The organism is Microbacterium sp. CFSPD4_SD4, assembly GCF_057364585.1.
This window is the reverse complement of the sequence record NZ_JBNFOC010000008.1, coordinates 138,234-163,198: the sequence shown is the minus strand read 5'-3', so window position 1 is coordinate 163,198 and position 24,965 is coordinate 138,234. Positions and strand designations below refer to the sequence as shown.

The window sequence follows — 24,965 nt, the reverse complement described above, 5'->3', positions numbered from 1 at the left end:
GTGGAGAGTCGGGCGCGGGGCGGCGCCTCCGGCAGAGAGGGGGTCGCGACAGCGGCCTCGACCTCGGGGGCCGTGCCCTCGAGGCGCTCCGTCGGCGCCGACACCGGAGCCTCGACGGCGGCCACCTCGACCACGGCGGCCACCTCGGCCGCATCGACGGTCTCGACCGTCACCTCGGCGGGCGGCCACGGCTCGCCGCCCGGCACCCGCGGAAGCCCGCGGCGCAGCACCCGCGTCGCCATGGCTACTTCTTCCGCGCCTCGAGCGCAGCGATCACCTGCGGCACGATCGTGAACACATCGCCGACGATGCCGAAGTCGGCGACGTCGAAGATCGGCGCCTCCGGGTCCTTGTTGATCGCCACGATGTTCTTCGACGTCTGCATGCCGGCGCGGTGCTGGATCGCGCCGGAGATCCCGAGCGCGACGTAGAGCTGCGGCGACACCGAGACCCCGGTCTGCCCGACCTGGTGGGACTGCGGGATGTAGCCCGCATCGACGGCGGCACGCGAGGCGCCGACCGCGGCCCCGAGGGCGTCGGCGAGCTCCTCCACGAGCACGAACTTCTCCTTCGAGGCGAGACCCCGGCCGCCCGACACGACGCGGGTCGCTCCGCGCAGCTCGGGCCGGGACGAGGTGGCCTCGACCGTCTCGACGGGGCCCGCCGTCGCGGCGACCGCTCCGGACGGAGTGACCGCGAGCTGCTCGACCTGCGGGGAGGCGACCGCCTCGGCTCTGGCGTCCACAGCGCCCTGGCGCAGCGTGACGACGAGCGTGCCGTACGTCGCGGCGGCGTCGACGAGATACGCCCCGCCATAGACCGAGTGGTGGGCGACGATGCCCTCGTCGTCACGCGAGACCCCGACCGCGTCCACGGCGAGCGCACTCTTCGTCCGCACCGCGAACCGGCCGGCGACATCGCGTCCGGAGATCGAGTTCGAGATGAGGACGGCCGCGGGATGCACCCGCGCGGCGGCGGCCTGCAGCGCGTCCACGATCGGGACCGTCAGCGCGGACGGGTCGCCCTCGGCCGTGAGCACGACCGCGGCTCCGGCCTCCGCCGCCCTGGCGACCGCCGCCTCGGAACCGCCGACGATCACCGCGACCGGTGTGCCGACGCCTGCCGCCGCGCCGAGGAGTCCGGCGGTGCTGCTGGCGAGTGCACCGGACGGGTCGACGTCGAGGAGCACGAGGATCGGGTTCTCGGGGTACGCCATGTCACACCAGCCTGTTCTGCACGAGGAACTCGACGAGCTTCTCGGCGGCATCGCCCTCGTCGGTGATCTTGACGCCGGCGGCCCGCGGGGGCTTCTCCGAGACCGCGGTCATGATGGTGCGCGGTGCCGCCGCCGGGTCGGCCGACACGTCGAGGTCGGCGAGGGACAGCACCTCCAGCGGCTTCTTCTTCGCCGCCATGATCCCCTTGAAATTGGGGAACCGGGCGTCCGGGAGCGCCTCGGTGATGGAGATCACGGCGGGCAGCGGGGCGGTCACCTGCTGGTTGCCCGCGTCGGCGCCGCGGGTGCCGGAGACGCCCTCGGCGGTGATCTCGACCGCGGTGAGGGCGGTGGCCTGCGCCCAGCCGAGGTGTTCGGCGAGCATCGCGGGGAGGACGCCGCCGGCGCCGTCGGTGGACAGGTTGCCGGTGATGACGAGGTCGGGGGCGCCGCGGCGGATCGCGGCGGCGAGCACCTCGGCGGTGAGACCCAGGTCGGCGCCGACGAGCTGCTCGTCGACGATGTGGATCGCGGAGGCGGCGCCGATCGCGAGGGCCCGCCGCACGGATGCCGTCGCGCTCTCGGGCGCCATCGTGAGGGCCACGACCTCGGTGCCCTCGTTCTTGTCGGCGTGGGCCAGGGCGACCTCGAGGGCCCGCTCCGTGATCTCGTCGAGGACCACATCCCCGGCCCCGCGTTCGGCGAGTCCGGTCTCGAGATTCAACGTGCGATCGCCATAGGTGTCCGGTACCTCTTTGACCAGGACGAAGATCTTCATCGAATGCTCCTCACGACACGCTGAGTCTATCCGCACGCTCTTCTATGTAGCCAAAGGCGGAGGGATCCGCAGGTGGTACCCCCGATTTCGGCCGCCAATGTATACATAGTCGACAGTCGGGCCCCGCGGCTCGCCGCTGACAGCCGGGGGCGGACTCCCCCGGTACCGTAGAGACGTGGTCCGACCCCGCCCGCTTCCCGTCGACCCGCTCGCCGAGGCGAAGCGGCAGTGGATCGCGCACGGCTGGACCGAGGCCGCGGACGGCATGACGGTGGTCACCTCGGTGATGCGCGCCCAGCAGCTCCTCCTGGCCCGCGTCGACGCGGCCCTCAAGCCCTTCGCCCTGAGCTTCGCCCGCTACGAGGTCCTGCGGCTGCTCGCCTTCAGCCGCGCCGGACGCCTGCCGTTGTCGAGTGTCGTCGCGCGCCTGCAGGTCCACGCCACCACCATCACCAGCACCGCCGAGCGGCTCGTGCGCGACGGCCTCGTGATCCGCGAACCGCACCCCCACGACGGACGCGCCGCCATGCTCGCCCTGACCGACGCCGGCCGCGACCTCGTGGAGCGCGCCACCACCGCCCTCAACGCCGACGTGTTCGCCGACCCCGGCATGAGCGAGGCCGACGCGGCGGAGCTCGTCGCCATCGTCGCCCGTCTGCGCCGCGACGCCGGCGACTTCATCGATCCGCGCCCCCTCCCCGAACCGCTCTGATGCCCCGGTTCGTGGTCGAGACCGTGATCGCGGCATCGCGCGCTGTCGTCTTCGCCGCGGCGCTGGACCCGGAACTGCATCTGCAGTCGATGGCGCGCTACGACGAGACGATGATCGAGGAGCCCGCGGGCGGCGCGTTCACCGAGGGGTCCACGGTCACCTGGCGCGCGCGGCACTTCGGCATCCCTTTCCGCCTGCGCTCCGTGGTGTTCGACATCGACGCGCCGCATCGGTTCACGGACCGACAGATCGCCGGGCCGTTCCGCGAGCTCCGGCACGAGCATGTGTTCGAGGATCACCCGCGCGGCACCCTCATGCGCGACACGATCGTGTTCCGGTCGCCCTTCGGGCCCCTCGGCCGCGTCGTCGACGCCCTCGTGCTCGGCCGGTACATGGAGCGGCTCATCGCCGAACGCAACTCCGCTCTGGTCGCCGCGATCGAGGACGGCGGGCGTACTCTTCCTGCATGAGCGAACTGCGCGTGCACACCGTCCTCACCGGTCGCGGCCCCGCTGCGGCGATCCTCCTCACCGACGAGCAGGTGGCCTCCTTCGGCGCGGGCAAGGCCTTCCCGGTCGCGGTCACGATCGGCGGCCGCACCGCTCGCCTGCGCCTGGCCCGCATGGGGGGCGAGAACATGATCGGTCTCAGCAAGGCCACCCGCGCAGACCTCGGGGTCGAGATCGACCAGGAGGTCGACGCCGTCATCCGGCTCGACACCGCCGAACGCACGGTCGAGGTGCCGCCGGCGCTGGCCGCCGCCCTCGACGCCGATCCGGCCGTGCGCGCGGCGTTCGACGCCCTCTCCCCGTCGGCGCGCAAGGAGCACGCCAGGGCGGTCGCCGACGCCAAGCAGGAGGCGACGCGCGAGCGCCGGATCGCGAAGATCGTGGAGTCCCTGCGCGGCTAACCGTTCACAACTCAGGAGAACTGCGGCCCCAACCACGCGCAACCGCCGAACGGCGATTCCGCGACCGATTCTCCTGAGTTGTGAACCGCGGTCAGCGGTTCTGGAAGTCCGGCGTGCGCTTCTCGCGGAAGGCCGCCATCCCCTCCTTCTGATCGTGCGTGTCGAACAGCGCCGCGAACGCCTGCTTCTCGTGGGCGAGGCCCTCGGAGAGCGTCGTCTCCATGGCGGCATCGAGCGCGGCCTTGGCGGCGTAGACCGACGGCAGCGACTTCGACGCGATCGTCTCGGCCAGCGTCGTCGCCTCGGCCAGGAGATCCTCCGCGGGGACGACCCGGGACACGAGTCCGGAGCGCTCCGCCTCCTCTGCCCCCATGAAGCGGCCGGACAGCACGAGTTCCGCCGCCTTGTAGTACCCCACCGCGCGGATGAGCCGCTGGGTGCCGCCCATGCCCGGGATCACTCCGAGGTTGATCTCGGGCTGTCCGAACTTCGCGGTGTCCGCGGCGAGGATGATGTCGCACATCATCGCCAGCTCGCAGCCGCCGCCGAGCGCGAACCCGGAGACCGCCGCGATGACCGGGGTGCGCACGGCCGCGAAGTCGTGCCAGACGCCGAAGTGGTCGGTCTCGAGCATCTCCGCCGCGGACATGCCCTCCATCTCCTTGATGTCGGCGCCGGCCGCGAAGGCCTTCTCGGAGCCGGTCACGACGATGGCCCCGACGCCGTCGTCCGCATCGAAGGCCTGCGCGGCGGCGGTGACCTCCTCGGCGAGCCGGCTGTTCAGCGCGTTGAGCGCCTCCGGTCGGTGGAGGGTGATCCAGCCCACGCGTCCGCGCTGCTCCACCAGGATCGTCTCGTACTCGGTCATCGCTCCCGCCTTCCTGTCGTCATCCACCCTCCCCTTCGAATCGCCCGATTTGCTGCATTTCGGCCGGATTTGCGACCATTCAGGCGATTCGAAAGCGGGAGTCAGCCGCGGATCTCCGTGATGATGCCGGAGAAGTCACGGGCGGCGCCGTCGCCGGCGGCGTAGGCGGCGTACAGCTCCTGCGCCAGACGACCCATCCGCGCGTCCGTCGAGGTCTGCTCGATGGCCTGCAGCGCGAGACCGAGGTCCTTCGCCATGAGGGCGCCCGCGAACCCCGGCTGGTAGTCCCGGTTCGCGGGGCTGGTGGGCACCGGACCGGGCACGGGGCAGTTCGTGGTGAGCGCCCAGCACTGCCCCGACGCCTGGGACACCACGTCGAACAGGGCCTGATGCTCGAGCCCCAACCGCTCGCCCAGCACGAACGCCTCGGCGACGGCGATCTGCGACACCGCGAGCACCATGTTGTTGCAGACCTTCGCCGCCTGTCCGAGTCCCGGTCCGCCGCAGTGCACGATGCGCTTCCCCATGATCTCCAGCAGCGGCAGCGCCGCCGCGAAGTCGTCGTCTGAGCCCCCGACCATGAACGCCAGGGTCCCGGCCTCCGCCCCGACCACACCTCCGGATACCGGAGCATCGATGTGCCGGTGGCCGGCGGCGAGCGCAAGTGCATGGGCGGCCCGCGCCTCGTCCACCGCGATGGTCGACGACTCGATGAACAGCGTCCCGGGGCGCGCGGCCGCCAGCAGCTCCGTGCGGTAGGCCTCGATGACGTGCTTCCCCGCCGGGAACATCGTCACCACGACCTCCGCGTCCGCCACCGCCTCCGCGCCGCTCGCCGCCACGGGGATCCCGGCCGCTCGCGCCGCCTCGATGGCCGCGGGCACGAGGTCGAAGCCGTGCACCTCGTGTCCGGCGGCGACGAGGTTCTTCGCCATCGGCAGCCCCATGTGCCCGAGCCCGAGGAAGGCGACGCGGGTCATGATGCGCTCCGCATCGACGTCGACCCCGCGGGTCGCAGCATCTCCCGGCCGACGATCAGGCGCATGATCTCGTTTGTCCCCTCGAGGATCTGGTGCACGCGGAGGTCGCGGACGATCTTCTCGATGCCGTAGTCCTGCAGGTAGCCGTAGCCGCCGTGCAGCTGGAGGGCGCGGTTGGCCACCTCGAAGCCGGCGTCGGTCGCGAAGCGCTTGGCCATCGCGCAGCGCATCGTCGCGTCCGGCGCCTTCTCGTCCACCGCCTGCGCGCCGTCGCGCACCATGAGCCGCGCGGCCTGCAGGTCGGTGCGCATGTCGGCGATCGCGAAGAGGATCGACTGCTTCTCCGCCAGCGGCTCCCCGAACGCGACGCGCTCGTGCACGTACTGCACGGCCTTGTCGAGCGCGGCCTGCGCGCCACCGAGAGAGCACGCCGCGATGTTGAGGCGGCCACCGTTGAGCGCCGACATCGCGATCGCGAAACCGCGTCCTTCGTCGCCGAGCATCGCGGACGCCGGCACCCGCACGCCGTCCATGATCACGGGCCGGGTGGGCTGCGCGTGCCACCCCATCTTCTTCTCCGGAGCACCGAAGCTCAGGTTCTCCGCGTCGCCGGGGACCAGGAAGGCGCTGATCCCGCGGGCTCCCGGCTCGCCGGTCCGCGCCATGACGACGTACACCGCGGCCTCACCGGCTCCGGAGATGAACTGCTTCACCCCGGTCAGCACGTACTCGTCGCCCTCGCGGACGGCACTGGTCGCGATGTTCGCCGCGTCGGATCCGGCCCCCGGCTCGGTGAGGCAGTAGCCGCCGAACTCCTGCATGGCGGTCAGCGACGGCAGCCAGCGCGACCGCTGCTCGTCGTCGCCGTAGGTGTCGATCATCCACACCACCATGTTGTGGATGGAGATGTAGGCGGCCACCGCGGGGTCGGCCTTGGCGAGCTCCTCGAAGATGGCGACGGTGTCGACGCGGGTGAGGCCCGTGCCGCCGAACTCCTCGCTCACGTAGATCCCGCCGAGGCCGAGCTCGCCGCCGCGCTGCAGCGACTCCCGCGGGAACAGGTGCTTCTCGTCGCGTTCCGCGGCGAACGGGGCGAGCTCCGCATCGGCGAACTCTCGCACGGCGTCGAGGATCGCCTCGCGCTCCTCATCGGTGGTGGTGACGGTGGTCATGGTCATCGCGTGTCCTTAGTGCATCGTGGGGATGACGAAGCTGGCGCCCTCGCGTATCCCCGACGGCCAGCGGCTCGTCACCGTCTTGGTCTTCGTGTAGAAGCGGAAGGCGTCGGCGCCGTGCTGGTTGAGGTCGCCGAAACCGCTGCGCTTCCAGCCGCCGAACGTGTAGTAGGCGATCGGCACCGGGATGGGCACGTTCACGCCCACCATCCCGACCTCCACGCGTGCGGCGAAGTCGCGGGCGGCGTCACCGTCGCGCGTGAAGATGGCGACGCCGTTGCCGTACTCGTGCTCGGAGGCCATGCGCAGCGCCTCTTCGTAGTCGGCGGCGCGGGCGATCACGAGCACCGGGCCGAAGATCTCCTCGCGGTAGATCGCCATGTCGGTCGTCACGTGATCGAACAGGGTCGGTCCGAGGTAGAAGCCCTTCTCGTGCCCGTCGACCGTGAAGCCGCGGCCGTCGGCGAGTAGCGTCGCGCCCTCGTCGATCCCCTGCTGGATGTAGCCCTCCACCCGCTCGACGGCTGCCCGCGTGACCAGGGGTCCGTAGTCGACGTCCGCCGCGAGGGAAGGGCCGACCCGCAGCTGAGCGACGCGTTCGGCGAGCTTGGCGGCGAGGGCGTCCGCGGTCTCCTCGCCGACCGGCACGGCGACCGAGATGGCCATGCACCGCTCCCCTGCGGAGCCGTAGCCGGCGCCGATGAGCGCGTCGACGGCCTGGTCGAGGTCGGCGTCCGGCATCACGATCATGTGGTTCTTCGCGCCGCCGAAGCACTGCGCGCGCTTGCCGTGGGCGGCCGCGGTGGCGTAGATGTACTCGGCGATGGGCGTGGAGCCGACGAAACCGACCGCGCGGATCCGGTCGTCGGTGAGCAGCGTGTCCACCGCCTCCTTGTCGCCGTGCACCACGTTGAGGACGCCGGCCGGCAACCCCGCTTCGAGGAAGAGCTCGGCGAGGCGCACCGGCACCGAGGGGTCGCGCTCGCTGGGCTTGAGCACCACGGCGTTGCCGGCGGCGAGCGCGGGCCCGGCCTTCCACAGGGGGATCATGGCGGGGAAGTTGAAGGGCGTGATCGCCGCGACGACCCCGAGCGGCTGCCGCATCGAGTACACGTCGATGCCCGCCCCGGCACCGGTGGTGTACTCGCCCTTGAGCAGGTGCGGGGCTCCGGCGGAGAACTCGATGACCTCGAGACCCCGCTGGATGTCGCCCTTGGCGTCGTCGACGGTCTTGCCGTGCTCGCTCGCCAGGAGTTCGGCGAGCGAGGTCATCTCCTGCTGCACGAGGTCGAGGAACCGCAGGAGGACGCGGGCGCGCTTCTGCGGGTTGGTCGCCGCCCACGCGGCCTGTGCCTGCTCCGCGTTCCCGATGACGCGGCGCACCTCCTCCGCGGACGCGAGCGGCACCCGGGCCTGCACGGCTCCGGTGCTCGGGTCGAAGACGTCGGCGAAGCGGCCGTCTTCCGGGGTGACATGCGTTCCGCCCACGAAGTGCGGGATAGTACGGGTCATTGTGCGACATCCCTCCGTGCCGTCTTTGGCACATCGGCGAGTTTACTCCGACAACCGAGAAAATACGAGGACGTCCTTGCATCTCTCGTCGCCGTGCGTTCGGATGCCGCCGCCGGCCGTTCTCCGGCCGTTCACCCGCCGGACATCCGGGCCGATTACAACTGCAGATGCACGGCACAGACTCAGACCGGATCGGGTAGTCGCGTCTCCCGTGCACACGGTGAGCACTCTCGCTCCCGAGACCCCCGCCGAATCGGGTCGGCGGGGGTCTTCTCTTCCTTCGAATCGCTTGCTTTGCTCCATTTCGGCCGGGGATGGAGCACAGTGCGCGATTCGAACCGGGGCTGTGGAGATCGACCCCGCCCCGGCCGCCGGGGTGGGAGCGTGGGGGCATGGGACGACGACAGCAGCTTCCGGCCCGCTTCGAGGCGGACTTCGCGGTCCGGACGGCGCGACTGCACGGCCTGAGTCGCGGACGGCTGCGCGGATCCGACCTCGAGGCTCCGTTCCACGGGGTCCGCGTGTACCCCCGCCCGGCTCCCGGGCCCGATATCGCAGACCCGTACGAGCGGCAGCGGCACGCGCGGGTGGCACGAGCGCAGTCCTATGCCCCGATCCTGCACACGGGACACTTCTTCAGTCACGAGACCGCCGTGTCGATCTGGGGAGGCCCCCTGCCGCTCGCCTTCGACGATCACGGAGGCATCGCGACGGAGGACGACCTCGCCCTCCACGTCAGTGCGTCCGGCGGGATCCCGTTCCCCCGCGCCCGCGGCGTGACCGGGCACCGCACACTGTCCAGCCTCACCTCGATCCGCTATCGGGACGGCCTCCGGGTGAGCTCCCCCGCCGCGACTTGGGTCTCCCTCGGCACGCTGCCGCTGGTGGACCTCGTGGCCCTCGGCGACTACTTCTGCCGGCGCTGGAGACCGGGTGTCGGGCGGCCGGATGTCACGCGGCAGCCCTGGGCGACGATCGATGAGCTGCGGGAGATGCTGGCGGCTGGGCGGAGGCGCGGGGCGGCACGGTTGCGGGAGGCGGTCGAGCTCGTGCGGGAGGACTCGTGGTCGCCGCGGGAGAGCCGGCTGCGGTGCGTCCTGGTCGCGGCCGGGATCCCGGAGCCCCAGCTCAACGTGGACGTGTTCGACGACCGAGGCCGCTTCCTCGCCTGCGTCGACATGGTCTGGGAGGCCGAACGCGTCGCGGCGGAGTACCACGGCATGGTGCACGGCGCGCAGTGGGCACGGGATGTCGAGCGGGTCGCGGCGCTGCGGGCTGCCGGGTGGACGGTGATCGAGGTCACCGCACCCCTCCTCCACAGACCGGAGGAACTGATCCGCCGTGTGGCGTCGGCGCTGGGGCGGTGACCCCGCGTTGAATCGCGCGAATGGCGGCATCCGGGCCGGATTCACAGCCAATCGCGCGACTCGAACGGGAACTAGAATCGACCAGGCGCCGCGACCCTGGCGCCGCCACCCCGCGTCCGCACCCCGACGCCGCTCACCCCCGAGGACCGCACCATGTCCGCATCCGCGCCCGTCTCCGAACCCGTCACCGTCTCCATCCGCCGCGAGGTCGACCCGGAGCGCATCGCCGAGGCCACCGCGTGGGTGCAGACCGGGGTGAACCTGGCGACGAAGTACCCGGGGTTCCTCGGCTCCGGCTGGGTCCGTGCCGGCGAGGACTCCCAGGTCTGGCACATGCTCTACCGCTTCGCGAGCGAGGACGCGCTCACCGCGTGGGAGCAGTCCGGCGAACGCGCGTGGTGGCTGTCGATGGGCCAGGGCTTCGTCCGCAGCGAGCGGTCCAAGCGCCGCTCCGGCATCGAGGGGTGGTTCGACGAGCCGTCCACGGGATCCATCCCCGTCGTCGACCCGGATGGCACGACCAGCACCGTGACCGTCGCCCCCGCGCCGCCGCGGTGGAAGCAGGCCGTCTCGATCTGGCTCGGCTTCTTCCCCGTGAACCTCGCGTTCACCTACGCCATGAGCCCGGTGCCGGGATGGGACGCCGTGCCGCTGTGGCTCCGCGTGCTCATCACCACCCTCGTGCTCACGCCGATCATGACGTACTGGGTGCTGCCGTTCGTCACGCGCTCCCTGCGGAACTGGCTCGCCCGCTAGCGGAACCGCCTTCTCAGGAGCCGGACTCCGTACCCGGGGTGACACCCTTCTTCGCCGGTTCGACGAGCGAGAGCGGATCGGCGATGTCCTCCAGCGACTTCCCGGCGGCGCTGACGCCGAAGACACCGCACACGACGCCGCCGAACATCATGATGGCCGCACCGAGCACGTAGCCCCAGAACAGCGGACCGCGGTCGCCAGACTCCGCGCTCGCTCCGATCAGGGCGCCGTAGAGCACCGGAGCGACGGCGCCGACGAGCTGCCCGATCGAGAAGACGTACGAGATCACCTGGCTGCGCAGTTCGAGCGGGAAGATCTCGCTCACCGTCAGATACGCGGCGGACGCGCCGGCCGAGGCGAAGAAGAACGATGCACACCAGAACGCCGTGTGCGTGCCCGCGTTCAGCACCCCCGCGTTGAAGAGGAAGGCGCTGACGAGCAGGATCAGTCCCGCGAGCACGTAGGTGCCGAACAGCATCCGCCGACGACCCCACGTGTCGAAGAAGTGGCCGAGGATGAGGGCGCCGGCGAGGTTGCCCACCGCGAACACGATGAAGTACTGCGACGCGGATGCCGGCGGGGTGTCGTAGAAGTTCTCCAGCACGAGCGCGTACGTGAAGAAGATCGCGTTGTAGAGGAAGGACTGCGTGACCATCATCGTGATGCCGACGAGCGTGCGCCGCGGGTACTTCTTGAACAGCACCTTCGCGATCACGAGGAACGGGACGCTGCCGTATTCCTTGACCGTGATGGCCTTGCTCTCGTCGACGGGCTCGATCGTCTTGCCCTCCTTGCGGATGCGCTCCTCGATCTCGTCGACGTTGCGTTCCGCCTCCTCCTCGCGGCCGTGCGTCATCTGCCAGCGCGGGCTCTCCGGGATGTGCCGCCGCAGCCAGATGATGAGGAGGCCGAGGATCGGGCCGAGGAAGAAGCTCAGCCGCCAGCCGATGTCGGCGGGCAGGATGTCGGTGTTGAGGAAGAACATGTTGGCGACCGCGCCGAGGGCCGCACCGCCCCAGTAGGTGCCGTTGATGGCGATGTCGACCCGGCCGCGGTACTTCGCGGGGATGATCTCGTCGATGGCCGAGTTGATGGCCGCGTACTCACCGCCGATGCCCGCCCCGGCGACGAAGCGCCAGATGTAGAAGAACCAGGGGGCGAACGCGAGCCCGGCGACGGCCGACCCGACGAGGTACACCCCGAGCGAGAGCAGGAAGAGGTTCTTGCGGCCGAGGCGGTCGGCGAGACGGCCGAACACGAGGGCGCCGAAAACCTGTCCGAGCAGGTAGCAGGTGCCGGCGAGACCGACCTCGGCCGGGCCCATCCCCAGCGTCTGCGCGTAGCCGTTGGCCGCGACGATCTGCACCTCGAGGCCGTCGAGGATCCAGGAGAACCCGAGTCCGACGACGATCATCCAGTGGAAGCGCGACCAGGGGAGCCGGTCCATGCGCGCGGGGACGAGCGACCGGACCTCCTTGACGGTGACGTCGGACGCGGACATGGGGGCCTCCTTCTCGCGGGACACGCTTTCGTTCCGGATCCGGTTTACTCCTCCCGGAAATCCGCCGCATCCGCTTGACCCGGGGCCGTCGGCACGCTACCGCTTCGAATCGCGCGAATGGCTCCATCCCGGGCGAGAATGGAGCCAATCAGGCGATTCGAACGGAACGGGGTCAGCGGGCGACGTGCCGCTCGTCCGGGCCGTCGTAGTGCGACAGCGGGCGGATCAGGGCGTTCGCGCCTGCCTGCTCGATGACGTGGGCCGTCCACCCCGTCGCCCGCGCCGCGACGAACAGCGGCGTGAAGGTGAGGGTGTCGAAGCCGATGAGGCTGTATGCGGGACCGGACGGGTAGTCGAGGTTCGGGTGGATCCCCTTGCGCTCGACGAACTGCGACTCCAGGGCGTCGTACAGCGCGGCAACGTCCTCCCGGCCGTAGTGCGCGACCAGGGTGTCCAGCGCGGCCTTCATCGTCGGCACGCGGGAGTCGCCGTTCTTGTAGACGCGGTGCCCGAAGCCCATGATCTTGCGCTTCTCCGCGAGGGCCTTGTCGAGCCAGGCCTCGACGGCGTCCGCCGATCCGATCTCCTTGAAGATGTGCAGCACCGCCTCGTTCGCCCCACCGTGCAGCGGGCCCTTGAGCGCGCCGATGGCGCCGACGACCGCCGAGTAGATGTCGCTGAGGGTCGAGGTGATGACCCGGGCGGTGAAGGTCGAGGCGTTGAAGGAGTGCTCGGCGTAGAGGATCATCGACCGGTTGAACGCGTCGACCACGACATCGTCGGCCTCCTCCCCGAAGGTCATCCAGAGGAAGTTCGCCGAGTAGTCGAGGTCGTCGCGCGGAGCGATGAGCTCCTGGCCGCGACGGCGTCGCTGGCCGTAGGCCACGATGGCCGGCAGCGCGGCGAACAGGCGGATGCTGCGCGCCAGGTTCTGCTCCGGGCTGCCACCGGCGTCGAGCACGGAACCGCCGGCCTCGGGGTCGGATGCGCCGATCAGGCTCACGGCGGTGCGCACCTCGTCCATCGGGTGCGCCTCGAGCGGCACGAGGTCGATGGCGGCCTTCACGTTGTCGGCCAGGGCGCGGTGCTTCCGCTCCTCCAGCCGGAACGCGGCGAGCTCGTCGTCCGTCGGCAGCTCGCCGTTCCACAGCAGGTACGCCACGGCCTCGAAGCACTGCGTGTCCGCGAGCTCCTGCACGGGATAGCCGCGGTAGAGCAGGCTGTTCGTCTCGGGGTTGACCTTCGAGATCGCGGTCGTGTCGACGACGACCCCCGCGAGGCCCTTCTTGATGTCCGGCTCGGTCATGGTCACTCCTTCGTGTACTTCGACTCGTCGCTGCGCTCCTCGCTCAGCAACCGCGTCGTGTGTCCGCTTCGCTGCGCTCAGCGACCGGTGTTGTCGAGTGTGAAGTTGAAGACGCCGGAGTCGAAACGGTTGTACGACTCGTAGTCGATCAGCTCGTAGAGGTCGGCGCGGTGCTGCATCTCCCCGAGCTTCGAGGTCAGGTGCCCCTCGTCGTTCAGCGTATCGAGCGCACGGCCCGCCGCCCCCATCGCGATCCGGAGCAGCGACACGGGCCAGATGACCATGCGCACCCCGGCATCGCGGAGAGCGTCGACCGAGAACAGCTCGCTCTTGCCGAACTCGGTCATGTTCGCGAGGATCGGCACGTCCAGCGCCGCGGCCATGGCCTCGAACTCGCCGATCGTGCGCATCGCCTCGGGGAAGATCGCGTCCGCCCCCGCGTCGACGAGCGCCTTGGCCCGGTCGATCGCCGCGTCCAGCCCCTCGATCGCGCGGATGTCGGTACGCGCCATGATCAGGAAGTCCTCGTCGCGGCGGGCGTCGGCGGCCGCGCGGATCCGCTTGATCGCGGTGTCCTCGTCCACCACGGCCTTGCCGTCGAGGTGTCCGCAGCGCTTCGGGTTGATCTGGTCCTCGATGTGGGTGCCGGCGAGGCCCGCGTCTTCGAGCTCCTGGATCGTGCGGGCGACGTTCATCGGCTCACCGAAGCCGGTGTCGGCGTCGACGATCGCGGGCAGCTCGGTCATGCGGGCGATCTGCTTCGCGCGCCCGGCGACCTCGGTGAGCGTTGTGAGGCCGATGTCCGGCAGCCCGAGGTCCGCGGAGAGCACGGCGCCCGAGATGTAGACGCCCTCGAACCCCTTCTCCTCGATGAGCCGGGCGCTCAGCGGGTTGAACGCGCCGGGGAACCGCAGCAGCTCCCCGGAGGCGAGCCGCTCCCGGAGGAGGCGCCGCTTCTCGGCGGGCGTCGTGGTGGAGTACAGCATCAGTTGCTCCTTCGTGATCGTGCTTCGACAGGCTCAGCATGCTTCGACAAGCTCAGCAACCCAGCGGCGCTTCGACAGGCTCAGCGACCCAGCTGGCTGGGTCCCTGAGCCTGTCGAAGGGCATCAGAACAGGCCCGTCGGGGCGTCGGCGTCGTCGAGCAGACCCGGCTTCGCGACGATCGAGAGCTCGGCGACCTCGGCGGCCGTGAGCTCGGGCAGGCGCTGCACGAGCTCGAGGAACCGCTCGATCTCGGCGGGCTCGAGCACGGGCTCCGCGAGCAGGCGGAACTTGGCGATGTAGTTCTCCCGCGCGAACGGGCGCGCGCCGAGGGGGTGGGCGTCGGCGACGGCGATCTCGTCGACCACGGTCGAGCCGTCGGTGAGGCGGATCTCGACGCGACCGCCGAAGGCCTTCTCGTCCGGGTCCTCCGAGTGGTAGCGGCGGGTCCATTCCGCGTCCTCGGCCGTGGTGATCTTGTGCCACAGCGCGACGGTGTCGGCGCGGCCGGCGCGCTCCGGCGTGTAGGAGTCGACGTGGTGCCAGCCGCCGTCCTGCAGCGCCACTGCGAAGATGTACGGGATGGAGTGGTCGAGCGTCTCGCGGGAGGCCGTCGGGTCGTACTTCTGCGGGTCGTTCGCGCCCGAGCCGATCACGTAGTGGGTGTGGTGGCTGGTGTGCAGCACGATCGACGCGATGTTCGCGGGGTCGCGGAGGGCCGGGTTCGCGGTGCCGAGCTTGCGGGCGAGGTCGATCCACGCCTGCGCCTGGTACTCCGCGGAGTGCTCCTTCGTGTACGAGTCGAGGATCGCGCGCTTGGCCTCGCCGGCGGCGGGCAGCGGCACCTCGTAGGCCGCGTCCTTGCCGTCGAGCATCCAGGCGATCACGCCGTCCTCGCCTTCGTAGATCGGCGCGGGGCTCGTCTGTCCGCGCATCGCCCGGTCGACCGCCTCGACGGCCATCTTCCCGGCGAAGGCCGGGGCGTGCGCCTTCCAGGTGGAGATCTCGCCCTTGCGGCTCTGGCGCGTGGCGGTCGTGGTGTGCAGCGCCTGTCCGACCGCCTGGTAGATCGTCTCGACGTCGAGGCCGAGGAGCGTGCCGATACCGGCGGCGGCGGACGGGCCGAGGTGCGCGACGTGATCGATCTTGTGCTTGTGCAGGCAGATCGCGCGCACGAGGTCCATCTGGATCTCGTACCCGGTGGCGATGCCGCGCACGAGCGCGCGCCCGTCCTTGCCGGTGTGCTGCGCGACCGCGAGGATCGGCGGGATGTTGTCGCCCGGGTGCGAGTACTCGGCGGCGAGGAACGTGTCGTGGTAGTCGAGCTCGCGCACGGCCACGCCGTTCGCCCAGGCCGCCCACTCCGGGCTGGTGCGGCGGTCGAGCGGCGTTCCGAACAGGTTGGCGCCGGCCCCGCCCGTCGAGACGGGGTGGCTGAACGCCTGCGCGCGGGCGGCGATGATCGGCGCGCGGGTGAGAGAGGCGGCGGCGACGGCGGCGTTGTCGATGATGCGGTTGATGATCATGTCGACGACGGGCTGCTCGACCTCGACCTGGTCGACCGCGACCTCGGCGATCTTCCACGCGAGCTGATCCTCGCGGACGAGGTTCTCGGAGCTGGCGTGCACGCGGACGTGGTGGGTGACGGTCATGAGTGTCCTTCGCTGTCGGGGAGGGAGTCGAGGATGCCGGTGAGCGCGTTGTGCAGGTGCACGTGCGTGGCATGGGCGGCGAGGTCGCCGTCGCGGGCGGCGAGCGCCTCGGCGATCGTGCGGTGCTCGGCGGCGGAGGCGGCGAGCCGGGCGGGCTTGTCCCGCGCCATGCGCCGCACGCGGACGAGGTGGGTGCGGACAGTGCGCAGCGCCGCAGCGATGTAGTCGTTGGCGACGGCGTCGTCGAGGGCCGCATCGAATCGCGCGATCAGGGCGTAGTAGGCGTCGCGGCCCTCCGCCCTGGTGAGGTCCACGTGCGCGAACTCCTCGGCGAGCGCGGCGAACCGGTCGGCGTCACCCCGGACGGCGGCGAGCCGGGCGGAGGTCTCCTCCAGCGCGCGGCGGATCTCGAACAGGGACCGGATGTCGTCGGCGTCGAGGTCGGCGACGACGGTGACGCGGGGCGACTGCTGCACGACCAGACCGTCGGCGGCCAGGCGACGCAGAGCCTCCCGCAGCGGCGTCCGGCTCACACCCAGGCGCTCGGCCTGCTCCACCTCGCCGAGCACGAAACCGGCCGGCAGCTCCCCGGACTGGATGCCGTCGAGGAGCGCCGCATAGGCGCGATCGCCCATGGACGTGCGCTCAACAGGGAGGACCATCTCGCCAGTGTATACATAAAGAGCCCCACGCGGTCCACTTCTCGAATGCGGGTGGTCTATTCGTATACATAGCCTCTGCCCGCCCGCCCTCCATCCGGGCGCAGCTCAGGGGGCGGGGCGGGGCTCGCCGAGCTTCACGACGACCACGCCGGCGAGCACGAGCACGCCCCCGAGGGCCTGCAGCGGGCCGGGGAGCTGCCCGAGCAGGAGCCAGCCGAAGAGCAGGGCCGCCACGACCTCGGCGAGCGCGACGAACGAGGCCAGCCGGGAGCCGAGCATGCGCGTCGAGACGATGCCGAGCACGTACGCGAGGGCCGTGGCGATCACGCCGATCGCGAGGACCGGCACGAACCACGGCACCGCGCCGAACCGGTAGTCGACGTCGGCCGTCGTCCACGCGAACGGCAGCACGCCGATGAGCGCGGCGAGGCTCAGACCCACGGCGCCGAGCAGCAGCCCACTGCCCGCGAGGGCGATCGGCGGGATCCCGGTGTCCGCCCGGGCGGACAGCACGAAGTAGCTCGCGGCCCCCACCATCGCCCCGAGCGCCCAGAGGACACCGATCACGTCCACCTGCGCCCCGGTGACGATGTCGAGCATGAGGACGAGCCCGACGAAGGCGATGCCGGCACCGAGGACGCTGCGCCGCGTGGGACGCTCGCCCCGGCGCAGCCAGAGCCAGAGGAGCACCGCGACCGGGGCGGTGTACTCGATGAGCAGCGCGATCCCGACGTCCATCACCGCGACGGCCTGGAAGTAGCAGAGCTGGGTGGCCGCGACGGCGAGGAGGCCATAGGCGGCGACCATCCCCGCGTTCTGCCGGAGAGCACGCCACCGCCCGCGGAGCGCGAGGACCGTGGGGACGAGCAGCACGAGCGCCGCGACCCAGACCCGCACCGTGACGGCGGCCCCCGGCGTCCACCCCGCATCGATGAGTCCGCGCGCCCACGCCCCGGAGGAGCCGAACGCGAAGGCGGCGGCGACAGCGAGCGGCAGGCCGAGGCGCACCCCGGTCCGGGTGCGCGGAGTGTCATCAGCCACCGTGCTCATGAGGGATGACGCTACGCCGACCGGAGTAAGCTGTCAATATGGTCTTCACCGATGACACAGAGGATGCACTGCGCGCGGCGGTCTGGCTCGCCAACTCGGCGGAGGACCCGGACACCCTGGTCGACATCGACGACGAGAAGGCCTTCCTTCGGGTGTTCCCGTACACGGGACGGGTCGACGGGGACACGGTGGAGCTCGACGACCTCCGCGCTCTGCGGTCGCGCCTCCGCGCCATGCTGCTCGCTCCGCGCGACGAGATGGCCGCACACGTCAACGCCGCTCTCGCCGAGGTGCGCCTGACCCCGCGGCTCGTGCGCCACGACGAGCTGGACTGGCACCTGCACGGGCTCGCCGACGAACGCCCGCTCGCCGAACGGGTGCTCGTGGAGACCGCGATGGCCCTGATCGACGTCATCCGCACGGACGAGGGCTCTCGCCTCACCGTCTGCGCGGACGGGACATGCCAGGCGATCGCCCTCGACCTCTCCCGCAACCGCTCCAAGCGCTACTGCTCGACGAGCTGCGCCAATCGCAACGCCGTGGCGGCGTACCGCGCCCGCCGCGCCGCCGGCTGACCGCGCCGCGCGCCCCGCTCGGAGACCGCAGACCGGAATGCGGTCCGAGCGGGTTCGATGCTGCCTGCTCTTCACAAACGATTATCGATTAGTGTAATGTCGCGAGCGGCCCTCCCTCATGCATCAGGAAAGGATCAACGATGATCAAGGCCCGAGTCCTCCCCCTCGCCGGCATCGCGGCGGTGTCCGCCCTCGCCATCGCCGGCTGCTCGACCACCGCCGGCGACGACGGCGGTGACGCCGGCGGCGACGTCACCGTGCGCATGCTCGTGAACGTCACCCCGAACCTGACCGAGGAGTTCTGGAACGACCTCGTCGCGCCGTTCGAGGACGCCAACCCGAACATCGACGTCGTCATCCAGAACCCGGGTGCGGAGGGCGTCGAAGCCGCCGTGCCGCGCCTGCTGGCCGCCGGTGACGCTCCCGACGTCGTGCAATCCATCGCGCCGACGACCAAGCTCGCCCCCGAGCTCGTCGACCTCTCGCAGTACGAGTGGGCGTCGTCCGGTCCGCTCGCCGACCAGTACTCGATCGACGGCAAGAACTACATGGCCGGCATCGGCGTGCAGCTGCAGAGCCTCTTCTTCTACAACAAGACCGCCTTCGAGGAGGCCGGGATCACGGAGGTGCCGACGACGGTCGACGAGCTCACCGAGGCCCTCGGCAAGCTCAAGGACGCCGGGTGGACCCCGGTCCAGACCGGCGGCGACTGGATGACGAGCCACACCCTGCAGGCGCTCGGACTGCCGACCATCATCGCCGAGGACCCGGAGTGGTTCCAGGACATCTCGGCAGGCGACGTCACCTTCAGCGAGACCTACGGCGATGCGGTCGAGACCTACGCGGACTGGGTGTCCGAGGGCTACATCCCCGGCGACGCCCTGGGCATCAAGTACCCGGACGCCGAGCAGGCCTTCCTCTCGGGCAAGACGGCGGTGTACTCGATGGGCAGCTGGTTCGCCGGCACGCAGGCGAAGGCCGCCGACTCCGCGGACATCGGCGTCTTCCGCGCCCCCGCCATGAGCGCCGACGAGCAGCCCGCGATGGGCGCCAACATCGCCAGCCCGTACTCGATCCTCAAGGCGAGCAAGAACCAGGACGCGGCGGCGAAGCTCATCGAGTTCCTCACCACCGACCAGACCGCGGTGAGCGACCAGCTCGCGGTCGACGGCAACTTCCGCGACGGCTACGAGTACGACATGACGCCGCTCGGCGAGGAGCTGCTGCAGATCGTGGCCGACACCCCGGCCGAGGCCTACACGCCCACCGGCGGCGGCTACGGCGAGCGCACGCTCCCGGACGGCTACTCCGGCGAGATCAACACCCAGACCCAGGCCCTGCTCGGCGGCGCACCCGCCGACCAGGTGCTGCAGGCCATGGACGACTGGTTCGCCGCCAACGCCGGTTGACCCTCGCGGCGCCCGGGACGCGACATCCGTCCCGGGCGCCGTCCCGGCGCTGCCCCAGCGCCTCCCCCTGAACGCGCCACCGAGAACGAGAGTGCCGCCATGACTCCGCCCACCACGACCGCGCCGCCTCCGGCCGCCGCCGCCACCCCGACAGGACCATCGACGCCGATGAGCTCGCCCCCCGCCCCGCGCCGCCGCACGGCGCTGCAGCAGTGGCGGAACCGGATCCCCGGCATCCTCATGGGCGGCCCGGCCGTCGCGGTCTTCCTCGCGATGTTCGTCATCCCGATGATCCTCGCGGCGGTGCTCAGCTTCACCGACTGGAACGGGTACAGCCTCAACTTCAACTTCATCGGCTGGGACAACTACATCAAGGCGTTCCGCAGCCCGCGCTCGACGCAGGCCGCGATCTTCACGGGCATCATCGCGGTGGTGGGCACGATCCTCTGCAACGCCATCGGCCTCGCGATCGCCGCCCTCATCTCCGGGCCCGGCCGCTCGAACACGATCCTGCGCACGATCTTCTTCTACCCGTACGTGATCAGCGCCCTCATCATCGGCTTCCTCTGGTCGGCGATGCTCTCCCCCACCGGCGCCGTCAACGGTCTGCTCAGCACGCTCGGCCTCCCGGCGATGCCGTTCCTCACGGACCCGACCTTCGCCAAGGCGAGCGTGATCTTCACGATCGTGTGGTCGCACTTCGGCTTCAACATGATCCTGTTCCTCGCCGGCATCAAGTCCGTCCCCGCGGAGTACTACGAGGCGGCGACCGTGGACGGCGCCTCGCGGTGGCAGCAGTTCCGGTCCATCACGCTGCCTCTCATCGCGCCGGTCTTCACCGTGAACCTCGTGCTCACCCTCGTCGGGCTCCTCAAGGCGTACGACGTGGTGCTGTCGCTCACCGACGGCGGGCCTGCCGGATCGACGCAGACCATCGTGTACCAGATCCTCAAGGACTCCTTCGCGAACTCGGCCCTCGGCTTCGGCGCCGCGCAGTCCATGATCCTCCTCATCGTCACCGCGGTCGTCGGCCTCGCCGTCACGCTGGTGCGACGCCGCGCCGAGCAGAAGGCGACCGACTGATGAAGCAGACCCGCAACCGCCCGGCCCTCGCCGTCAGCACGATCCGGTGGATCGTCCTCGGCGTCGTCGCGATCACGATGCTGATCCCGATGTACACGATGCTGATCAACGCGTTCAAACCGCAGGCCGACATCATCGAGAACCCGCTGCTGATCACGCCGCAGATGTTCACGTTCGACTACCTGTGGGCCGCGATCACGAGCAGCAAGTTCAACGTGATCGCCGCGTACGGCATCACGCTGCTGTTCGTCGTGCTCGTGAACCTGTGCTGCATCGCCCTCGCCGCGCCCGTCGCCTACGTCATCGCCCGCGGGCGGTCGAAGTGGCATCTGGGACTGCTGCTCCTCTTCGTCTCCGGGCTCTTCATCCCCGGTCAGGTGACGCTGATCCCCGTCGTCTTCGTGCTGCGGGTGCTCGGGCTCATCAACACGATCCCCGGGTTCATCCTCTTCGAGACGGCGGCGACCCTGCCGGTGACGATCTTCCTGTTCACGGCCTACCTCCGCAGCGTGCCGCGTGACATCGACGAGGCGGCGTCACTGGACGGCGCCGGGCCCATCCGCGCGTTCTGGGCGTGCATCTTCCCGATCATGAAGCCCGTCGTCGCGACGGTCGTGGTGCTCAACTCGATCGGCGTGTGGAACGACTTCGTGAGTCCGCAGATCATCCTCGGGCCGAGCTCGGGGATCTACACGGTCACCACCGGCGTCTACGCGGCGGTCGGACAGTTCTCGACCGACTACACGCAAGTGTTCCCGACCCTTCTGCTGGCCGTGCTGCCCGCGATGGTGTTCTTCATCGTGATGCAGCGCCACATCATCGGCGGCCTGGTCGCCGGAGCGACGAAGGGATGACCGTGCCGGAGACCCCGCTCACCCGTCCGCTGCGTGCGATCCCGGCCTGGGCCGTGCTGCAGCGCCGGCTCTTCGCCGAGGTCGAGGAGGCCCGCCGCCTCTTCCGCGACCGCTACACGCTGCCGGACGGCCGCCTCCGCGGCGTCGCGGAGTTCATCGACCGCGACGGCGTGGACGACCTGTACGAGCCCTTCTTCAACTGGCCCGCGTTCTACCTGCTCGGTGGCTCCGACGAGGTGCTCGCCGACGCCAAGCGGCACTGGGAGGGCGTGACCGTGCAGCTCGCCGAGGCGGGCATGCTCACCGAGGAGTACGACAACGGCTACGACTGGTTCCATCAGGGCGAGTCGCTGCTGTTCCTCGCCGGCATCTGCGCCGCCGACCCGGCCGACTCCGCGTTCGCCGCGCGCGCCGCCCGGTTCGCGGCCCTCTTCACCGACCCCGCACAGGGCAACTACGACGCCGAGCGCAACATGATCCGCTCGCCGCACAACGGCGCTCTGGGTGCGCGCGAGGGTCTCGACGAGAAGATCGTGCCGTACACCGCCGACCGGGACGAGATGCGCCCCTACGGTCTGCCGCTGCACGGCCTGGACGGCATCGCCTCCTGGGACGACCTCGCCGACCCCGCCCACGCCCAGCGGATGGCGGAGGAGATGCAGCGCCGGGCAGCCGGCGACATCGCCGTGAACCTCGCCGCGACCTCCCTCGCCGCGAACCGCTGGCTCTACGACGGCGACGAGGAGGCGGCCGCCTGGATCCGCCGGTACGTCGACGGCTGGCGTGCGCGCGCGGGCGGCGGGCTGCTCCCCGACAACGTCGGCCCGGACGGCACCGTCGGCTCCCTCCACGACGGCCGCTGGTGGGGCGGGCACTACGGCTGGGCCTGGCCGCACGGACTGCACTCCGTCGGCATGAGCGCCCTGATCGGTGCCCTGAACCACGCGCTCGTCACGGGCGACGACGGCGCCCTCGACCTCGTGCGCACCATGCTCGACACCGTGCTCGCCGAGGCGCGCACGGGCAGCGTCGCGGAGTCCACGTACAGCCTGCGCGGCGGGTGGATGGCCCGGCTCGGCGCGGCCGCCACCGAGCCCGCTCTGCTGGTCCCCTACCGCCACGGCGCGGACGGCTGGTTCGACTACGGTCCGCTGCAGCTCGACCTCCCCCTGTGGCTGTGGTGGTGGTCGCGGCGGCCGTCCGACCGGGACCGGCTGGAGACGGCGATCGCCGGCCTCCCCTCCTCCGCCGACCTCGTCGCGCCGTTCCGCGACAAGGAGGAGGCGGGTCACGAGGCCGGCTGGTTCGCGTATCTCTCGGGCGACCTGCCCGATTATCCGGTGCGGGCGCTGGAGATGGCGCTCGGCCAGGTGGCACGTCGTGCCGCGATGATGCTCGCCGACGACCGCGACCCCGACGCCGCACACCTGCACTTCTGGCAGCGCGTGAACCCGGTGGTGACGGAGGTGCTGACCCAGCTCGTCGGCGGGGCGCCGCAGGTGCTCTACAACGGCGGGCTCGGTTTCACGGCGCTCCGCTACGAGGACGTCGACCGCGCGCGGCCCGGACTCCCGGAGGACGTCGCCGCGCTCGTGCACCGTCTCGACGACGACGGCATCGGCGTGCAGCTCGTGAACACCTCCGCCGTGCACACCCGCACCGTGCGGCTGCGCGGCGGGCGCTTCGGCCTCGACCGGATCGTGCGGGTCACGGCCTCCGGCGAGGAGCCCGGCCTCTGGCCCGGCGCCTCGGGCACCTACACGGCCCCGGACGCCCCGACCGTCACCACGACCTTCGACGTGGACGACGACCTCGTGGTGACCCTGCCCCCGGCGCACACCGCCGACCTCGACCTGACCATCGCGCGTGCGACGGGATCGCCGCGCCACCTGTTCCCTGAAGGAGACGCATGAGCGCCGATCTGATCCGACCCGACTTCGCCCTGCCCGTGCGGGGTGGGGCCTACCAGCGGCCCTCGCGCGAGGTGGTCGACTCCTTCGACGCGATCTCCTCCGCCACCGCGTGCGCCAAGCTGCACGGGCTCGGGATCCGCCGCAGCTACATCGACGGACCGGAGCCGCTGAGCCTCGGCCAGCGCGTCGTCGGTTCGGCGCTGACCCTGCAGTTCATGCCGCAGCGCGAGGACATGGCCTCGGGCGACGGCCAGGAGTACGCCGAGCGGCACACCGCCCTGTGGCACGTGCTCGAAGCCGTGCAGCCGGGCGACGTGCTGGTGATCCAGGCCTACGGCAGCCGGTTCTCCGGGTGCATCGGCGACATCCTGGCGCGCTACTTCGCACGCAAGGGGGGCGCGGGGATCGTCGTGGACGGCCGCATCCGCGACGCCGGCCGCATCCGCGAGCTCGGGATCCCGGTGTGGTCGACGGGCACGACCCCGCACTACGCCTCGCAGTCGGAGCTCGTGCCGTGGGCCTACGACGTGCCGGTCGCGGTGGGCGGCGCGCTGTGCATGCCCGGCGACCTCGTGGTGGCAGACGACGACGGCCCGGTCGTGGTGCCGCAGGCCATGGCGCCGCGGGTCGTGGACGACGCGCGCGATCATGAGGAGTGGGAGGTGTTCAGCCGCCGCCGTCTCGACGAGGGCGCGCGCCTGAGCGACTACTACCCGTTGACCCCCGACAGCCGCGAGGAGTACGAGGCATGGCGTTCCGTCCAGAGCTCCGTCCGCTGAATCCCGAGGTCGCCGCCCGCGACGACGTCGGACTCGGGTGCGCGCCGATCGGCAACCTCTTCGCCCCTGTGCCCGACGGCGACGCGGTGGCGACGGTGCAGGCGGCGCTCGCCCGCGACGTCCGTTTCTTCGACACCGCACCGCTGTACGGCTCGGGCGAGAGCGAGCGGAAGCTCGGCCTCGCCCTGCGCGGCGTGCCGCGGGACGACTACGTGATCGCGACGAAGGTCGGCCGGGTGCTGGTCGATGCGGACGGCCGCCCCGTCGCGGGCGCCGCGAGCGGACACGACTCCGTCGTCGACCTCAGCAGGGACGGCGTGCGGAGGAGCCTCGACGGCAGCCTCGCCCGGATGGGTGTCGATCGCGTGGACGTGCTGCACCTGCACGACCCCCTGGACGTGGAGGCGGCGTTCGCGACGGCGCTTCCGGCCCTCGTCGAACTGCGCGACGAAGGGGTCGTGCGCGCGATCAGCGTGGGCCTGGGACGGCTCGACCCTCTGGAGCGCTACGTCGCCGAGGCGCCGCTCGACGTGGTGATGGAGGCCGGTCGGCTCACGCTGCTCGACCGCACCGCCCTGGACCGGTTGCTGCCGACCGCGGCGGCCCGCGGCATCGGGGTGCTCGCGGCCGCGGTGTTCAACTCCGGCATCCTCGTCGACCCGGTCGGCTCCCCCTTCTTCGAGTACAAGCCGGCACCCCCGGAGCTCCGGGAGCGGGCACAGCGCCTGCAGGCCGTGTGCGCCGCGTACGGCGTGCGCCTCGCGGATGCCGCGGTGCAGTTCCCGCTGCGGCAGGGTGCGGATGCGGTGGTCGTCGGGGCGCGCACCCCCGCCGAGGTGGACGCGTTCGTGGACGGCCTCGACGCCGTGCTGCCCGCCGCGCTGTGGGACGCCCTCGATGCGGAGGCTGCATGACCGCGCGGC

Annotated in this window: 24 protein-coding genes and 1 pseudogene; 12 read left to right on the top strand and 13 right to left on the bottom strand. The window is 70.9% G+C overall.

The genetic code is table 11. The features are described 5' to 3' along the window. The 3 genes and pseudogenes from AC2W7E_RS12950 to AC2W7E_RS12940 all read right to left on the bottom strand — a co-directional run. Window positions 1–242, bottom strand: a pseudogene (locus tag AC2W7E_RS12950) (cytochrome b/b6 domain-containing protein); the annotation flags it as partial. Window positions 243–244: 2 nt separating this feature from the next. Further along, window positions 245–1,216, bottom strand: coding sequence for an electron transfer flavoprotein subunit alpha/FixB family protein (locus tag AC2W7E_RS12945; RefSeq protein ID WP_485989271.1), 972 nt, complete (start codon window positions 1,214–1,216; stop codon window positions 245–247). A gap of 1 nt (window position 1,217) precedes the next feature. Then, window positions 1,218–1,994 (bottom strand): electron transfer flavoprotein subunit beta/FixA family protein, encoded by a 777-nt coding sequence (locus tag AC2W7E_RS12940; RefSeq protein ID WP_126894129.1) that lies wholly within the window; start codon window positions 1,992–1,994, stop codon window positions 1,218–1,220. Between the two features lie 175 nt (window positions 1,995–2,169). On the opposite strand from AC2W7E_RS12940, the gene AC2W7E_RS12935 reads away from it, so the two are divergent. The 3 genes from AC2W7E_RS12935 to AC2W7E_RS12925 are packed head-to-tail and all read left to right on the top strand — an operon-like array spanning window position 2,170 to window position 3,616. Continuing rightward, a complete protein-coding gene (locus AC2W7E_RS12935) occupies window positions 2,170–2,706 on the top strand; it encodes a MarR family winged helix-turn-helix transcriptional regulator (protein ID WP_259953343.1) in 537 nt (178 codons plus the stop codon). Continuing rightward, entirely contained in the window at window positions 2,706–3,176 is a 471-nt protein-coding gene (locus AC2W7E_RS12930; RefSeq protein ID WP_485989270.1) for an SRPBCC family protein, read from the top strand. Before AC2W7E_RS12935 ends, AC2W7E_RS12930 begins: the two co-directional genes overlap by 1 nt. Further along, complete coding sequence (locus AC2W7E_RS12925; protein WP_485989269.1) at window positions 3,173–3,616, top strand: YdeI/OmpD-associated family protein; 444 nt, start codon at window positions 3,173–3,175, stop codon at window positions 3,614–3,616. Before AC2W7E_RS12930 ends, AC2W7E_RS12925 begins: the two co-directional genes overlap by 4 nt. A gap of 91 nt (window positions 3,617–3,707) precedes the next feature. Here AC2W7E_RS12925 and AC2W7E_RS12920 read toward each other — a convergent pair whose 3' ends face one another. The 4 genes from AC2W7E_RS12920 to AC2W7E_RS12905 form a co-directional block, all read right to left on the bottom strand. Continuing rightward, on the bottom strand, window positions 3,708–4,484 hold the full coding sequence (locus tag AC2W7E_RS12920) for an enoyl-CoA hydratase (protein ID WP_485989268.1): 777 nt from the start codon (window positions 4,482–4,484) through the stop codon (window positions 3,708–3,710). Window positions 4,485–4,585: 101 nt separating this feature from the next. Then, entirely contained in the window at window positions 4,586–5,464 is an 879-nt protein-coding gene (gene mmsB / locus AC2W7E_RS12915; protein WP_025105414.1) for a 3-hydroxyisobutyrate dehydrogenase, read from the bottom strand. Next, the gene (locus AC2W7E_RS12910) at window positions 5,461–6,642 is read right to left on the bottom strand and encodes an acyl-CoA dehydrogenase family protein (RefSeq protein WP_303709822.1); all 1,182 of its coding nucleotides are present in this window, start codon (window positions 6,640–6,642) and stop codon (window positions 5,461–5,463) included. Before AC2W7E_RS12910 ends, mmsB begins: the two co-directional genes overlap by 4 nt. Window positions 6,643–6,651: 9 nt before the next feature. After that, on the bottom strand, window positions 6,652–8,151 hold the full coding sequence (locus tag AC2W7E_RS12905; RefSeq protein WP_249520914.1) for a CoA-acylating methylmalonate-semialdehyde dehydrogenase: 1,500 nt from the start codon (window positions 8,149–8,151) through the stop codon (window positions 6,652–6,654). A gap of 392 nt (window positions 8,152–8,543) precedes the next feature. Between AC2W7E_RS12905 and AC2W7E_RS12900 the strand changes: the two genes are divergently transcribed. Both AC2W7E_RS12900 and AC2W7E_RS12895 read left to right on the top strand, forming a co-directional pair. After that, window positions 8,544–9,518 carry a hypothetical protein gene (locus tag AC2W7E_RS12900; RefSeq protein ID WP_378868148.1) on the top strand — a complete coding sequence of 325 codons (975 nt, stop codon included), beginning with the start codon at window positions 8,544–8,546 and terminating at the stop codon, window positions 9,516–9,518. Window positions 9,519–9,671: 153 nt separating this feature from the next. Continuing rightward, on the top strand, window positions 9,672–10,274 hold the full coding sequence (locus AC2W7E_RS12895) for an antibiotic biosynthesis monooxygenase (RefSeq protein ID WP_062765537.1): 603 nt from the start codon (window positions 9,672–9,674) through the stop codon (window positions 10,272–10,274). Between the two features lie 13 nt (window positions 10,275–10,287). Here the strand turns inward: AC2W7E_RS12895 and AC2W7E_RS12890 are convergent, their stop codons facing one another. The 6 genes from AC2W7E_RS12890 to AC2W7E_RS12865 all read right to left on the bottom strand — a co-directional run bounded on the left by AC2W7E_RS12890 (window position 10,288) and on the right by AC2W7E_RS12865 (window position 17,429). Further along, window positions 10,288–11,775, bottom strand: a complete 1,488-nt coding sequence (locus AC2W7E_RS12890; protein WP_126894135.1) for an MFS transporter — start codon at window positions 11,773–11,775, stop codon at window positions 10,288–10,290. A 172-nt stretch (window positions 11,776–11,947) separates the two neighbouring features. Then, entirely contained in the window at window positions 11,948–13,081 is a 1,134-nt protein-coding gene (locus AC2W7E_RS12885) for a bifunctional 2-methylcitrate synthase/citrate synthase (protein WP_378868152.1), read from the bottom strand. 77 nt (window positions 13,082–13,158) lie between these two features. Then, on the bottom strand, window positions 13,159–14,067 hold the full coding sequence (gene prpB / locus AC2W7E_RS12880; protein WP_485989267.1) for a methylisocitrate lyase: 909 nt from the start codon (window positions 14,065–14,067) through the stop codon (window positions 13,159–13,161). A 123-nt stretch (window positions 14,068–14,190) separates the two neighbouring features. Then, window positions 14,191–15,717 carry an MmgE/PrpD family protein gene (locus AC2W7E_RS12875; protein ID WP_378868155.1) on the bottom strand — a complete coding sequence of 509 codons (1,527 nt, stop codon included), beginning with the start codon at window positions 15,715–15,717 and terminating at the stop codon, window positions 14,191–14,193. Further along, window positions 15,714–16,379, bottom strand: a complete 666-nt coding sequence (locus tag AC2W7E_RS12870; RefSeq protein WP_378868158.1) for a GntR family transcriptional regulator — start codon at window positions 16,377–16,379, stop codon at window positions 15,714–15,716. The genes AC2W7E_RS12875 and AC2W7E_RS12870 overlap by 4 nt, the downstream gene beginning before the upstream one ends. Before the next feature lie 105 nt (window positions 16,380–16,484). Then, a complete protein-coding gene (locus tag AC2W7E_RS12865; protein ID WP_378868160.1) occupies window positions 16,485–17,429 on the bottom strand; it encodes an EamA family transporter in 945 nt (314 codons plus the stop codon). 38 nt (window positions 17,430–17,467) lie between these two features. Here AC2W7E_RS12865 and AC2W7E_RS12860 point away from each other — a divergent pair, with 38 nt between their 5' ends. From AC2W7E_RS12860 to AC2W7E_RS12830, 7 genes are all read left to right on the top strand, one after another. Beyond that, window positions 17,468–18,004: a CGNR zinc finger domain-containing protein gene (locus AC2W7E_RS12860; protein ID WP_105950498.1), complete on the top strand. Its 537-nt coding sequence runs from the start codon at window positions 17,468–17,470 to the stop codon at window positions 18,002–18,004. Between the two features lie 140 nt (window positions 18,005–18,144). After that, on the top strand, window positions 18,145–19,413 hold the full coding sequence (locus AC2W7E_RS12855) for an ABC transporter substrate-binding protein (RefSeq protein WP_025105402.1): 1,269 nt from the start codon (window positions 18,145–18,147) through the stop codon (window positions 19,411–19,413). A 168-nt stretch (window positions 19,414–19,581) separates the two neighbouring features. Continuing rightward, the gene (locus AC2W7E_RS12850) at window positions 19,582–20,496 is read left to right on the top strand and encodes a carbohydrate ABC transporter permease (RefSeq protein ID WP_025105401.1); all 915 of its coding nucleotides are present in this window, start codon (window positions 19,582–19,584) and stop codon (window positions 20,494–20,496) included. Beyond that, window positions 20,496–21,350 (top strand): carbohydrate ABC transporter permease, encoded by an 855-nt coding sequence (locus tag AC2W7E_RS12845; RefSeq protein WP_017204137.1) that lies wholly within the window; start codon window positions 20,496–20,498, stop codon window positions 21,348–21,350. The genes AC2W7E_RS12850 and AC2W7E_RS12845 overlap by 1 nt, the downstream gene beginning before the upstream one ends. Continuing rightward, window positions 21,347–23,263, top strand: a complete 1,917-nt coding sequence (locus tag AC2W7E_RS12840; protein WP_485989266.1) for a DUF8034 domain-containing protein — start codon at window positions 21,347–21,349, stop codon at window positions 23,261–23,263. The genes AC2W7E_RS12845 and AC2W7E_RS12840 overlap by 4 nt, the downstream gene beginning before the upstream one ends. Further along, window positions 23,260–24,042 carry an RraA family protein gene (locus AC2W7E_RS12835; protein ID WP_062637033.1) on the top strand — a complete coding sequence of 261 codons (783 nt, stop codon included), beginning with the start codon at window positions 23,260–23,262 and terminating at the stop codon, window positions 24,040–24,042. The genes AC2W7E_RS12840 and AC2W7E_RS12835 overlap by 4 nt, the downstream gene beginning before the upstream one ends. Beyond that, entirely contained in the window at window positions 24,012–24,956 is a 945-nt protein-coding gene (locus AC2W7E_RS12830) for an aldo/keto reductase (RefSeq protein WP_025105398.1), read from the top strand. The genes AC2W7E_RS12835 and AC2W7E_RS12830 overlap by 31 nt, the downstream gene beginning before the upstream one ends. The last annotated feature ends 9 nt before the right edge of the window (window positions 24,957–24,965 follow it).

Excerpts from the sequence above, each read along its gene's own strand:
- AC2W7E_RS12945 (WP_485989271.1), bottom strand. The coding sequence starts at position 1,216 with ATGGCGTACCCCGAGAACCCGATCCTCGTGCTCCTCGACGTCGACCCG.
- AC2W7E_RS12940 (WP_126894129.1), bottom strand. The coding sequence starts at position 1,994 with ATGAAGATCTTCGTCCTGGTCAAAGAGGTACCGGACACCTATGGCGAT.
- AC2W7E_RS12930 (WP_485989270.1), top strand. The coding sequence starts at position 2,706 with ATGCCCCGGTTCGTGGTCGAGACCGTGATCGCGGCATCGCGCGCTGTC.
- AC2W7E_RS12925 (WP_485989269.1), top strand. The coding sequence starts at position 3,173 with ATGAGCGAACTGCGCGTGCACACCGTCCTCACCGGTCGCGGCCCCGCT.
- AC2W7E_RS12920 (WP_485989268.1), bottom strand. The coding sequence starts at position 4,484 with ATGACCGAGTACGAGACGATCCTGGTGGAGCAGCGCGGACGCGTGGGC.
- mmsB (WP_025105414.1), bottom strand. The coding sequence starts at position 5,464 with ATGACCCGCGTCGCCTTCCTCGGGCTCGGGCACATGGGGCTGCCGATG.
- AC2W7E_RS12910 (WP_303709822.1), bottom strand. The coding sequence starts at position 6,642 with ATGACCATGACCACCGTCACCACCACCGATGAGGAGCGCGAGGCGATC.
- AC2W7E_RS12905 (WP_249520914.1), bottom strand. The coding sequence starts at position 8,151 with ATGACCCGTACTATCCCGCACTTCGTGGGCGGAACGCATGTCACCCCG.
- AC2W7E_RS12900 (WP_378868148.1), top strand. The coding sequence starts at position 8,544 with ATGGGACGACGACAGCAGCTTCCGGCCCGCTTCGAGGCGGACTTCGCG.
- AC2W7E_RS12895 (WP_062765537.1), top strand. The coding sequence starts at position 9,672 with ATGTCCGCATCCGCGCCCGTCTCCGAACCCGTCACCGTCTCCATCCGC.
- AC2W7E_RS12890 (WP_126894135.1), bottom strand. The coding sequence starts at position 11,775 with ATGTCCGCGTCCGACGTCACCGTCAAGGAGGTCCGGTCGCTCGTCCCC.
- AC2W7E_RS12885 (WP_378868152.1), bottom strand. The coding sequence starts at position 13,081 with ATGACCGAGCCGGACATCAAGAAGGGCCTCGCGGGGGTCGTCGTCGAC.
- prpB (WP_485989267.1), bottom strand. The coding sequence starts at position 14,067 with ATGCTGTACTCCACCACGACGCCCGCCGAGAAGCGGCGCCTCCTCCGG.
- AC2W7E_RS12875 (WP_378868155.1), bottom strand. The coding sequence starts at position 15,717 with ATGACCGTCACCCACCACGTCCGCGTGCACGCCAGCTCCGAGAACCTC.
- AC2W7E_RS12870 (WP_378868158.1), bottom strand. The coding sequence starts at position 16,379 with ATGGTCCTCCCTGTTGAGCGCACGTCCATGGGCGATCGCGCCTATGCG.
- AC2W7E_RS12865 (WP_378868160.1), bottom strand. The coding sequence starts at position 17,429 with ATGAGCACGGTGGCTGATGACACTCCGCGCACCCGGACCGGGGTGCGC.
- AC2W7E_RS12860 (WP_105950498.1), top strand. The coding sequence starts at position 17,468 with ATGGTCTTCACCGATGACACAGAGGATGCACTGCGCGCGGCGGTCTGG.
- AC2W7E_RS12855 (WP_025105402.1), top strand. The coding sequence starts at position 18,145 with ATGATCAAGGCCCGAGTCCTCCCCCTCGCCGGCATCGCGGCGGTGTCC.
- AC2W7E_RS12850 (WP_025105401.1), top strand. The coding sequence starts at position 19,582 with ATGAGCTCGCCCCCCGCCCCGCGCCGCCGCACGGCGCTGCAGCAGTGG.
- AC2W7E_RS12845 (WP_017204137.1), top strand. The coding sequence starts at position 20,496 with ATGAAGCAGACCCGCAACCGCCCGGCCCTCGCCGTCAGCACGATCCGG.
- AC2W7E_RS12840 (WP_485989266.1), top strand. The coding sequence starts at position 21,347 with ATGACCGTGCCGGAGACCCCGCTCACCCGTCCGCTGCGTGCGATCCCG.
- AC2W7E_RS12835 (WP_062637033.1), top strand. The coding sequence starts at position 23,260 with ATGAGCGCCGATCTGATCCGACCCGACTTCGCCCTGCCCGTGCGGGGT.
- AC2W7E_RS12830 (WP_025105398.1), top strand. The coding sequence starts at position 24,012 with ATGGCGTTCCGTCCAGAGCTCCGTCCGCTGAATCCCGAGGTCGCCGCC.